The sequence below is a fragment of the Bradyrhizobium huanghuaihaiense genome, assembly GCF_007830635.1.
In the GTDB taxonomy this organism is placed as follows: domain Bacteria; phylum Pseudomonadota; class Alphaproteobacteria; order Rhizobiales; family Xanthobacteraceae; genus Bradyrhizobium; species Bradyrhizobium huanghuaihaiense.
Genome location: NZ_VLLA01000003.1, coordinates 394178 through 404279, shown reverse-complemented (window position 1 = coordinate 404279; position 10102 = coordinate 394178). Strand labels below are relative to the sequence as shown.

The window sequence follows — 10102 nt, the reverse complement described above, 5'->3', positions numbered from 1 at the left end:
AGCGGCCCGGAACGGTGGTTAGGAGCACCGCGCCGGGCCTAACCCGCACACGGAGTAGGAGTCCATGACGCAGGCTGAGACCACAGATACCACATCGAGACGGCGGTTTCTCGCCGGGGCGGCCGTCGCCGCCGCGCTTGTCACCACCAACACAACCACCGCCGCGGCTGCGGAGACGGACGACACCGCCCTGGTCGACGCCGCGGCCGGGGTGCTGGAGGCGGACCGCACGATGAACGCACTTCTGGATGCGCACGGGGACGACGCGGACAGCCGTCCCGACTATATGGCCACCGAGGCCCAGCGCTACGGCTACCTCGAAACCCTCGCAACAGTGCCGGCCATCGGCACCGCCGGACTGCTGGCCAAGGCCCGCACCCTGCAGGTCGTCAGCGTCACGGCCGAACCACACCGGCACCAGGACATCGCCCTGTCGCTCGCGGACGACCTCACGGGGGACCTGTCATGAAGAGCACAACCCGCCGGCGCGCGCCGGAGTTCACCGCCACCCAGCTTAACAAGGTCGAGCCGTGCGGCGCCGGGCTCGTTCGCCTGCACTTTAGCGTCGAACGCGCCGCGGCCTGGGATACCCAGGTCACGATCCTAATGCCCTGCGCCGCGGTCGATGGTACTCTCGGCTTTGCCGTGCAGGCAGCCCGTGCGATCGCCAGCGAGATCGACGGCGCCGCGGAGCAGGTCGAGCACCGCGGCACGGTCAACTGAGAGCGCCACCTACCCCAATGCCCGGGCCAGTCCCGGGCATTTTCATTTTTGCGGACACAGTGCGGACACGCGCACTTGCCGTCACAGCAAGATGGCGGCAGCAGAGCTGTCTAAGGTGTTGATTTATAATGGTGCGGGCAGCCGGGGTCGAACCGGCACAGCGCTTGCGCACCGAGGGATTTTAAGTCCCTTGCGTCTACCAATTCCGCCATGCCCGCTTGATCCAACGAGATCAAACACTTAAGTCCACCTGCGGCCGTCTGGAATTGGCGTCTTGCCGGCCCGGCGGGTGTTCTTCCTTAAGCGAGCCGGGCGCACAAGGCAAAGCCTCAATCCGGACATCTGTTGCTGCTTTAGGCATTCTCAATCCACGGGGACTATTCTTCCGGCATGGCTGCTTCGCTTTCCGCTTCCCTGCGCTTCTGCGGCGCGCTTCTCGTGCTGCTCGCGGGCGGCGCGGTCCTGGCCGGCTGCGCCGGTATCAGCGAGACGGTGGCGCCAGCCTTTGCCGATCCCGCCAGGTACGAATTGTACGATTGCAAGCAGCTCGAGACCGAGCGCAAGGGGCTCGCCGCTCGCACGGCCGATTTGCAGAGACTGATGGACAAGGCGCAGACCGGGGCCGGCGGGGCTGTCGTGTCCGAGCTCGCCTATCGCAACGACTATGTCGCGGTGCGCGGACAGGCGCAGCTTGCCGAAGACGCCTGGCGCCGCAACAGGTGCCGGGAGACGCCGCCCGATGCAAAGCCGGCGGCCACGACTCCGCAGCCGCCGGTGATCAAGCCCGCCCCGACGAGATCCGGCAGCACCGCGCGCTGAGACTCCATCGGCCTCAGGGCCGCCAGCCGTAAATCCAGTCCTGCCGCGCCAGCATGCGGTCCGGGCCGAGCGCACGGATCGCAAGATCGCGCGCGATCGCGAGCGGCCCGCTGAAATGATAGATGCGGCCCTGCTGCCGCGCGGTCCGCTGCACCCGCCGCACGCGGGCCTGGCGCGCGGCGCCATATTGTTTGAGTGCGGCGGTGATGCCTGCGGTGCTCTCGGCTACCTCGAGGCTCACAAGCCGCGCGAGCACGGCGGCATCCTCGATCGCCATGCCGGCGCCTTGCGCGGCGAAGGGCAGCATCGCATGGACGGCGTCGCCGAGCAGGGCGACCGGGCCCTTGCTCCAGGGGCAGCCGTCGGGCACGCCGAACAGCGCCCATTTCCGCCAGCCGTCGACCGCGGATAGCATCATCCGCGCCGCCGGCGGCCAGCGCGGCGCGGCGAACGCGTCCATCACCTCGCGCGGATCGCCGGGCGTGCTCCAGCCCGGCCTGTTCCAGGTGCCCGGCAGCACCGCGACCACGTTGATCTGGCGTCCGCCTGCGATCGGATAGGCGACGAGATGAGCGTTCGACCCCATCCAGAGCTGCACCCGCCGGGCGGTGTAGTCCTTCGGCAGCTGCGTGGCATCGAACGTGCCGCGCCAGGCGATCAGCCCGGAGAAGTGCGGCTGCACCTCGGGAAACAGATGCTGGCGTACCGTCGACCAGATGCCGTCGGCGCCGATCAGGGCGCTGGCGAGATCGCTGCGGCGGATGGTGCCGCTGCGATGGACCACGGTCAGTCCCTTGGCATGAGGCGCGACGTCCTCGAAGGTTGCCCCTAGCTTCAGGTCGATATCGGGATGGTCGGCGACTGCGCCGGCCAGCGCGGATTGCAGATCGGCACGATGCACCACCCAATAGGGGGCGCCGGCGCGCAGCGAGGCTGCCTCGCCGAGCGGCATGCGCAGCAGCTCGCCGCCGGCCCGCGCGCTCATGATCGAGACCGCCTCGGGAACGACGGCGCGCAGCCTGAGGCGGTCGGAGAGGCCGAGCTCGACCAGCACGCGGCTGGCATTGGGGGAGAGTTGCAGGCCGGCGCCGACTTCCTCGAGGCGCTCGGCCTTTTCCAGCACGACGATGCGGAAACCGCGGGCGGCCAGCGCAAGCGCCGCCGTCAGTCCACCGATGCCGGCACCGGCGATGACAATCGTTCGGGAGAGCGCCACCCCTGACCGATGGACGCGGTCAGGCCACCTTGTCCTTCAGGACGCATTCCGGCGGGCGGGCTTCGCCCGCCTTCAGGTCGGCCGCAAAGCGGTACAGCGTCGAGCAGTAAGGGCAGATGATCTCGTTGTCGTTGCCGAGGTCGAGAAAGACGTGCGGATGATCGAACGGAGGGTTGGCGCCAACGCACATGAACTCTTGCGAGCCGATCTCGATGACGGGGACACCGGCATCGTTATGGAAGTGCGGGACGACATGGTCGGACATCGTAGTTCATCCTGGAGTGGCAGTGGCGGCAGACACAATCAACGCTGACGCGGGTATCTTTTGAGACGCGCGGACCATACTGGGGGGTACGGATGATTGCTAGTCCAGTGGAACCGAAAGGTTGCAACTGCCCCATGCTCATTTGCTCATCCAAATTCGACACAATCTTGTCGTCCCAGAGAAGCCCTTCTTTCGTCGGGGACGTTGTGTCGCAATTTTGGCATACTATGTCTGGGGACGCGCGCAATTTGAGACGAAAGACGAATCATCGGGCGCTGGCGATCTTGGGACCCTCCGGGCTTTTCCGCATGAAATGGCTGCGAATCAGCACAGCGTTGACCGGTATTGCGGCTTGCAGCCTTTTGCTCGCGCAGGTAGCGCCGCAGGCCCGCGACGCCGGTGCGATCCTCGCCGCCCAGGACGATCCGCACCTGCTCTCCGAGCTCAGGCTCGACGCGCTGCTGCGGCAGAACGACCGATTGGTCCAGGACAACATCGAGGCCGCGCTCGCATCGGGCGATGCCGATCTCGCCGACAGTTTCGTGGCGCTGGCGCGCGACCGTAACATCGCGCTTCCGGACGACCTCCTCAATCGCGTGAGCGATGCGGTCAAGGCGGAGAACTCCACTTCGCATTTCGCAAAACGTTTCGCCACCGGCCTCGTCACCGGCAACGCCGACGATGTCGCGAGCCTGTCCGGAACCGTTGCCGGCGACCTCTTCGTGATCGGCGACGTCAGGGACGTCGTGCGTGAGGGCAAGCATCTGGCGATGGGCGAGGAGACCGACCGTCTGGTGCTGGGCCTTGCGACCGCTGGCCTTGCGGTGACGGCGGCAACCTACGTCTCCGTCGGCGGCGCCGCGCCGGTGCGGGCCGGGCTGACGCTGGTGAAGGATGCGCGGAAGGTCGGACGGCTGGGCGAAGGGCTGGCTGCATGGGCCGGCCGTTCCGCACGCGAAATCGTCGACACCCCGATGCTTCAGAACGCGGTCGCCAAGGGTTCCGTGTTCCGCCCGGGCGAAACCGTCAGCGCGATCCGGGCCGCGTTCCGCGCCGAGAAGGCGGGCGCGCTGGTCCGGCTCGGCAAGGACGTCACGCGCGTGGCCGGGAAGACCGGCACGCGCGGTGCCATGGACACGCTGCGGATTGCCGAAGGCCCCAAGGACGTCGCGCGCGCGGCGCGGCTGGCCGAAGCGCAAGGCAGCAAGACCCGTGCGATCATGAAGCTGCTCGGGCGCGGCGCGCTGCTGCTCGTCGGCGGCGTGTTCGATCTGGCGATGTGGCTGTTTGGCGCGGTCTTGACGCTGTTCGGCCTGTTGTCATCGATCAAGGCCACCACCGAACGCCTGACCCAGGCCTGGTGCGATCGGAAACGTGCGCGGCGACTCCGCCGTGCCCAGATCGCCGCCGAAGCCGCTCTGGCGGATGCGGCCCTTAAGGCCTAAAGCGCGACGAGATTGAGGTCATTCGTCGACCCGCCTGGGCTATTGTTTGGGCATGATCTCCGCGCAAGCGCGTTCCGCGTTTGCCGCGAGGAAAAACCGCTGCACACTTTTCCGGATCATGCTCTAAGATCGCTTGTCCCCCCTCAAGACCTCTGGAACTGATGATGCCGAGCTTTCACAACGGCGCCGTTGAAATTGCCTATCTCGACGAAGGCGAGGGCGATCCGATCATCCTGGTGCACGGCTTTGCCTCGAGCAAGAACGTGAACTGGGTCTATCCGACCTGGGTCTCGGAGCTGCGCAAGAACGGCCGCCGGGTCATTGCGCTGGACAATCGCGGCCATGGCGACAGCGCAAAGCTCTACGAGCCGGCGCAGTACTCGATCCCGACCATGGCCGGCGACGTGCTCGCGCTGATGGATCATCTCGCCATCCCGCAGGCCGACATCATGGGATATTCCATGGGCGGACGGATGACGGCCTGGCTCGGCCTCAACGAGCCGCAGCGGCTGCGCTCGGCGATCCTCGGCGGGATCGGCATCGGCGGCCTGATCGAGGGCACCGGTCCCGGCGAGAACGTGGCGAAGGCGCTGGAAGTACCCTCGCTCGACGACGTCTCAGATCCCGTCGGCCGCACGTTTCGTGCGTTCGCCGATCAGACCCGGTCCGACCGCAAGGCGCTCGCCGCGTGCCTGCGCGGCACGCGCGATCTCATGACGAGGCAGGAGGCCGCGCGGATCGACGTGCCCGTGCTGATCGCGGTCGGCTCCACCGACGACGTCGCGGGATCGGCCAGCGCGCTCGGGGCCATCATCCCCGGCTCGGAAGTGCTGGACATCCCGAACCGCGACCACATGCGGGCGGTCGGCGACAAGGTCTACAAGACCGGCGTGCTGGACTTCCTCTCACGCCGCGGCTGAGGGTTCGTCCGCCGGCTCGGGGCCCAAGCGACGCGACAGGGCCATCAGCACCACGAAGGTCGCGACCCAGGCCATCCGCGCGCCGTAGCGATCGTGCGGGCCGGAGATGACGGCGCAGATGAAGGCGTTGCCGAGCAGCGCCAGCGTGACGGTCCCCGCCAGCAGCGTCAGGTCGTCGAGCCGGCGGTTCGCGAGCCCATGCGCGAGCAGTACGACCAGCGCCAGCATCGAGGCCAGCGCGACGGGCACATGCAGCCAGTTGATGTAGTCGAAATCGACGCTCCAGTGCTGCTGGCGCGCGGCGCGCATCGGCGCGACCTGCGCGGGGATGTAGCGCTCGATGATCCCATAGGTGTGCGGGATCCAGCCATTGGTGCCTTCGCCGGTCGCCACATGCAGCAATTGCTGGCCCATCGCGCGCAAGGCCGCGCCGGCCTGCCAGGCCGGATAGTCGGTGAGCGAATGCACGACGATGTAGCCCATCTCCTCGTTCATGCCTTCGAAACGGCCGAGCGTGTTGAACATGCTCTTGCCCCACAGGAACTCGTCGGCGGTCGCCGGCAATTGGTTGCGATAGGGGCAGAGCTTGAAGTTTTCACGCGGGCAATGGTCGTTGAGAAACCGCGTGACGATGCCGTCCTGCATCATGCGGCCGAAGGCGACGCCGTAGCCGCCGGGCGTCCAGGCCCATTTCCCCGACAGCGCGTGGTTCGCCGACACCAGCATCAGGCCGCCGGCGACGATGGTCATGCTCGCCTGCGCCAGTCCTGCGCGCGGAAGACTGCGGCCCACGAACGGCCGCACCATCCAGCCCGCGGCGCAGAGGCCGAGCAGCACGCCGAGCGTGGCGCTGTGGGTTGCGGCGGCAAAGGCGGTGAAGCCGAACAGCGAGATCTTTTCGAGCGTCGATGTCCGTTTCCCGCCGATGACCAGCAGAAACAGCGACAGGATCGAGAGCCCGGCGAAGATGTCCGTGAGCAGCATGCTGGCGAGCCAGGGCAGCGCCGTCGACACCATCAGGAGCAGGCTGATCGCGACGAAGCGGGACGTCTGCATCAAGCCGAGCACGCGCAAGGTGAGTTGCAACAGCCACAGCGCCGCCAGCGACTGGACCGCGAGGTTGATCCAGAAGCCGAAGCCTTCGCCATAGTGCAGATAGAGGCCGAACACGGTGGACCGGCTGGGGACGAGATAGCCTTCGTACCAGCGCGCCAGATAGCCGCCGGTATCCCATTGCAACAGCGGATAGCCGTTCCAGAACGCCGGCGCGATCATCAGGAGGGGCAGGGTGACGGCCGCCAGCCGCAGCCAAAGCGATCCCGCGGCGCCTACGCGCAATTGTTCGGTGGTGATGCTCAAAACCGCTCCGTCGTCGTCCGGACCCTGCCCGCAATAAGGCTTGGGAGAGAATTCACCAATAGTTTGACGCGCCCCGGCTTGAATTTGGCAAAACCCTGACCACTTTGAGCCAACCTTGTCGCCTGGGGGCGCCAGAATAAATCGTTGTGTTTCAAGGCGTTGGCATGCTTTCGCGGGGCAAGGTGCTGTTCACTCTCAGGCAAGCCGGTCAGGACTTTGTCGTCTAGACTGTGCTATAGAGCCCGCAAAACGAGCCAATTCGAAAGAGCAAATCCCATGGCAGTGCATCAGGTCAATCCGGGAGGAAAGCTCGCATCGCTCGATCCGATCTGGGACCGGATCCGGGGCGAAGCGGAGGACATCGTCCATCGCGAACCCGAGCTTGCGACCTTCATCTACTCGACGGTGCTGCATCACAGCCGTCTCGAGGATTCGGTGATCCACCGTCTCGCCGACCGGCTCGATCACTCCGCGCTGTCGGGCGATCTCGTGCGCCAGACCTATGACGAGGCGCTGCGCGACGATCCCGATCTCGGCAACGCCTTCCGCGCCGATCTCGTCGCCGTCTACGATCGCGACCCCGCCACCTCGCGCTTCATCGATCCCTTGCTCTACTTCAAGGGCTTCCACGCCATCCAGACCCATCGCCTCGCACACTGGCTCTGGCTGAAGGGCCGCAAGGACTTTGCGTATTATCTCCAGAGCCGCGCCTCGGCGGTGTTCCAGACCGACATCAATCCGGCCGCGCGCATCGGCCGCGGCATCTTCCTCGATCACGCCACCGGCTTCGTCTGCGGCGAGACGGCTGTCATCGAGGACGACGTCTCGATCCTGCACGGCGTCACGCTCGGCGGCACCGGCAAGGAGAACGAGGACCGCCATCCCAAGATTCGCCACGGCGTGCTGATCGGCGCGGGTGCAAAAATTCTCGGCAACATCGAGATCGGCCATTGCGCGCGCATCGCAGCGGGCTCGGTCGTGGTCAAGCCGGTGCCGCACAACGTCACGGTCGCGGGCGTGCCGGCCAAGATCGTCGGCGAAGCCGGCTGCGCCGAGCCGTCGCGCACCATGGATCAGATGATCAACGCGATGGGGCTTTGATCTCGCGAGTTAAGGGCCGGATTCTCCGGCCCGTGCCGTCCCCAAATTCTTTGGCAATTCATGCTGGCGGTTCGTCGCGTCTCGTCCTAAAACCCGCCGACCAATTTCGATCGGAGACTTGCCGTGGACGTCAAAGAAGTCAGAAAGCTGGACGCGTATCTGAAGCGCGTATTCGGCAATCCCAAGATCCGCGTCGTGCCGCGGCCGAAGAAGGATGATTCCGCCGAGGTCTATATCGGCGAGGAATTCATCGGCGTGCTCTTCGTCGACGACGAGGACGATGATCGCTCGTTCCAGTTCCAGATGGCGATCCTCGAGGACGATCTCGTCGATCAGGAATAGGTGCCACACTTATTGCGGGCGAAGCAGAGTCTTCGCCAGACAATAAGGCCGCGTCCTCTCGTGTCCCGGACGCACTGCAACGCTCCATAGCGCGTCGAAGACGCGCGTAAACGCGCTTACGGCGTTGCAGTGCAGAGCCGGGACCCAGAAGCCACGCAGCGCATCTGCGACTTGGGCCCCGGCTCAGCAGCGCACCGTCGAAGAGACGCTGCGCTGCGTCCGGGGCACGCACGAAGATCGAGGCACACTCTCCCGCAACGACACCGTTTAGCTTCGCGTGCACGGTTCTCCGTCACGCGCCCACCGCTGCGAGCATGTCGGGGATCGTGACGAATTTCTCCCGGGGCTTGCCGAGCGCGGCTCCCCGGCGTTTCTCGGCGGCGTCGATCGTGCCCCAGTCCGGATAGCTCACGATCCGTGCGACGCGGTTGACCAGGCGCGAAAGCAATGCCTCGGGCGTGTCCGAACGCGTCCGCGGGTGGACGAGATCGGCCAGGACGGCCTCTGCGGTGGCGATCCCGCAGCCGCGATTGGTGCCGATCGTGCCATTCGGTCCGCGCTTGCTCCATCCGCAGACATAGAGCCCCTCGATCACCGAACCACCGTTCGCGACGCGTCCATCCATGTTGGCATGGACGCCGCGATCGTCATCGTAGGGAACGCCGGCGACAGGCGTCGTTCGTCTGCCGACGCTGCTGAAGACGAGGCCGCAAGCAATGTCCTCGACGGCGCCTGACCGCTGCCTGAATGAGACCGTTTCGACCCGGCCGCGACCCTTGATCGCGAGGGGCGACAGGCCAAAGCGAACGAGACAGCGCCGCGGCTTGGTCACGGCATGCTGCGAGAAGCCGCGCAGCAGCGACAACTTTTCGATCAGCTCCGGATCTCCGGGATTCTGCGGTTCGAATTCGGCCGGCGCGACGTCGCGGCCGTCGACAGCCGTGACGCACGCGCCGAGTTCGAGGAAGTCGCGCAATTCCTTCGCGCTGAATTTCGCCTGGGCCGGCCCACCGCGGCCGACGATGGAGATCTCCCGAATCCGGCTCTCCGCCAGAACCTCGAGCGCATGGTGCGCGATGTCGGTCTGGCGCAGCTCGTCGGCCGTCTTGGCGAGAATGCGTGCGACGTCGAGCGCGACATTGCCATGACCGATGACGATCGCAGCCTCATGGTCGAGATCGAACTGGAGGTCGCGGAATTCCGGGTGACCGTTGTACCACGCGACGAAATCACCTGCGCTGTGGCTCCCGGGCAGAGCTTCGCCCGAAATGCCGAGAGGCCTGCTCAGTTCGGCGCCCGTCGCGAGGACAACGGCGTCATAGGCCTCGCGGAGCTCGTCGATCGTGACGTCGTCTCCGACCTTGATGCCGCCGATGAACCGGAATCCGGGCATGGCGGCGATCCTGTCGAAGGCCATCGTGACCTGCTTGAGCTTCGGATGATCGGGGGCAACGCCGAACCGCACCAGCCCATACGGCACCGGAAGCCGTTCGAACATGTCGACGGTCACGGCTGCGCCCGAGCGCAACAGGGCCTCGGTCGTGTAGAAGCCGCTCGGTCCGCTGCCGACGACGGCGATGCGGGGTTCGTTCGCAGCAGAAGCCGTCATCGGCCCAGTGCCAGCTTGCGCGCGTCGGCGCCCGGCAGCGGCGCCAGACGTGCGCTCAGCACCGGAGTCTCAGCCGCGCGTTTCCGGTTGACGTCGATCCAGAACTTCTTGTCGGCGGCCAGGCGATAGTCCGGCTCGATCGCACCGACCGGGCAGGCCGGTGCGCAGCCGCCGCAGTCGATGCAGTTTTCAGGATCGATATAGGTCATGGCGTCGTCGACGTGAAAGCACTCCACCGGGCAGACCGTGACGCATTCGGTGTATCGGCAGCCGCGGCAATTGTCGGTGACCACATATGTCATC

Annotated in this window: 12 protein-coding genes and 1 tRNA gene; 7 read left to right on the top strand and 6 right to left on the bottom strand. The window is 66.1% G+C overall.

All coding sequences use genetic code 11. The annotated features are described in order from the left end of the window. Positions 1-64: 64 nt before the first annotated feature. Both IQ16_RS09760 and IQ16_RS09755 read left to right on the top strand, forming a co-directional pair. Positions 65-469, top strand: a complete 405-nt coding sequence (locus IQ16_RS09760; protein WP_018641984.1) for a hypothetical protein — start codon at positions 65-67, stop codon at positions 467-469. Beyond that, a complete protein-coding gene (locus IQ16_RS09755) occupies positions 466-723 on the top strand; it encodes a hypothetical protein (RefSeq protein ID WP_145831416.1) in 258 nt (85 codons plus the stop codon). The genes IQ16_RS09760 and IQ16_RS09755 overlap by 4 nt, the downstream gene beginning before the upstream one ends. Positions 724-852: 129 nt before the next feature. Here the strand turns inward: IQ16_RS09755 and IQ16_RS09750 are convergent. Then, positions 853-941: transfer RNA gene (locus IQ16_RS09750), tRNA-Leu, on the bottom strand. Between the two features lie 172 nt (positions 942-1113). Between IQ16_RS09750 and IQ16_RS09745 the strand changes: the two genes are divergently transcribed. Then, positions 1114-1542 (top strand): twin-arginine translocation pathway signal, encoded by a 429-nt coding sequence (locus IQ16_RS09745; protein WP_018647041.1) that lies wholly within the window; start codon positions 1114-1116, stop codon positions 1540-1542. A gap of 13 nt (positions 1543-1555) precedes the next feature. Here the strand turns inward: IQ16_RS09745 and IQ16_RS09740 are convergent, their stop codons facing one another. Both IQ16_RS09740 and IQ16_RS09735 read right to left on the bottom strand, forming a co-directional pair. Further along, positions 1556-2758 (bottom strand): FAD-dependent monooxygenase, encoded by a 1203-nt coding sequence (locus IQ16_RS09740; RefSeq protein WP_018647042.1) that lies wholly within the window; start codon positions 2756-2758, stop codon positions 1556-1558. Positions 2759-2777: 19 nt separating this feature from the next. Next, positions 2778-3023, bottom strand: coding sequence for a zinc-finger domain-containing protein (locus IQ16_RS09735; protein ID WP_007602543.1), 246 nt, complete (start codon positions 3021-3023; stop codon positions 2778-2780). Positions 3024-3331: 308 nt separating this feature from the next. Here IQ16_RS09735 and IQ16_RS09730 point away from each other — a divergent pair, with 308 nt between their 5' ends. Together IQ16_RS09730 and IQ16_RS09725 are read left to right on the top strand one after the other, a co-directional pair. Beyond that, positions 3332-4468: a hypothetical protein gene (locus tag IQ16_RS09730; RefSeq protein ID WP_018647043.1), complete on the top strand. Its 1137-nt coding sequence runs from the start codon at positions 3332-3334 to the stop codon at positions 4466-4468. Between the two features lie 164 nt (positions 4469-4632). Beyond that, complete coding sequence (locus IQ16_RS09725; RefSeq protein WP_026312628.1) at positions 4633-5388, top strand: alpha/beta fold hydrolase; 756 nt, start codon at positions 4633-4635, stop codon at positions 5386-5388. On the opposite strand, the gene IQ16_RS09720 is transcribed toward IQ16_RS09725, so the two are convergent. Further along, entirely contained in the window at positions 5374-6747 is a 1374-nt protein-coding gene (locus IQ16_RS09720) for a hypothetical protein (protein ID WP_018647045.1), read from the bottom strand. The two genes, IQ16_RS09725 and IQ16_RS09720, sit on opposite strands and share 15 nt — an antisense overlap. Positions 6748-7023: 276 nt before the next feature. Here IQ16_RS09720 and cysE point away from each other — a divergent pair, with 276 nt between their 5' ends. Further along, positions 7024-7848 carry a serine O-acetyltransferase gene (gene cysE, locus IQ16_RS09715; RefSeq protein ID WP_018647046.1) on the top strand — a complete coding sequence of 275 codons (825 nt, stop codon included), beginning with the start codon at positions 7024-7026 and terminating at the stop codon, positions 7846-7848. 123 nt (positions 7849-7971) lie between these two features. Next, entirely contained in the window at positions 7972-8190 is a 219-nt protein-coding gene (locus tag IQ16_RS09710; RefSeq protein WP_007602550.1) for a DUF3126 family protein, read from the top strand. A 292-nt stretch (positions 8191-8482) separates the two neighbouring features. Here the strand turns inward: IQ16_RS09710 and IQ16_RS09700 are convergent, their stop codons facing one another. Together IQ16_RS09700 and IQ16_RS09695 are read right to left on the bottom strand one after the other, a co-directional pair. Further along, entirely contained in the window at positions 8483-9799 is a 1317-nt protein-coding gene (locus IQ16_RS09700) for an FAD-dependent oxidoreductase (protein ID WP_018647047.1), read from the bottom strand. Continuing rightward, a complete protein-coding gene (locus tag IQ16_RS09695; protein ID WP_018647048.1) occupies positions 9796-10101 on the bottom strand; it encodes a ferredoxin family protein in 306 nt (101 codons plus the stop codon). Before IQ16_RS09695 ends, IQ16_RS09700 begins: the two co-directional genes overlap by 4 nt. Position 10102 lies beyond the last annotated feature (1 nt).

Coding starts and splice junctions, on each gene's coding strand:
- IQ16_RS09760 (WP_018641984.1), top strand. CDS start 65: ATGACGCAGGCTGAGACCACAGATACCACATCGAGACGGCGGTTTCTC.
- IQ16_RS09755 (WP_145831416.1), top strand. CDS start 466: ATGAAGAGCACAACCCGCCGGCGCGCGCCGGAGTTCACCGCCACCCAG.
- IQ16_RS09745 (WP_018647041.1), top strand. CDS start 1,114: ATGGCTGCTTCGCTTTCCGCTTCCCTGCGCTTCTGCGGCGCGCTTCTC.
- IQ16_RS09735 (WP_007602543.1), bottom strand. CDS start 3,023: ATGTCCGACCATGTCGTCCCGCACTTCCATAACGATGCCGGTGTCCCC.
- IQ16_RS09730 (WP_018647043.1), top strand. CDS start 3,332: ATGAAATGGCTGCGAATCAGCACAGCGTTGACCGGTATTGCGGCTTGC.
- IQ16_RS09725 (WP_026312628.1), top strand. CDS start 4,633: ATGCCGAGCTTTCACAACGGCGCCGTTGAAATTGCCTATCTCGACGAA.
- cysE (WP_018647046.1), top strand. CDS start 7,024: ATGGCAGTGCATCAGGTCAATCCGGGAGGAAAGCTCGCATCGCTCGAT.
- IQ16_RS09700 (WP_018647047.1), bottom strand. CDS start 9,799: ATGACGGCTTCTGCTGCGAACGAACCCCGCATCGCCGTCGTCGGCAGC.
- IQ16_RS09695 (WP_018647048.1), bottom strand. CDS start 10,101: ATGACATATGTGGTCACCGACAATTGCCGCGGCTGCCGATACACCGAA.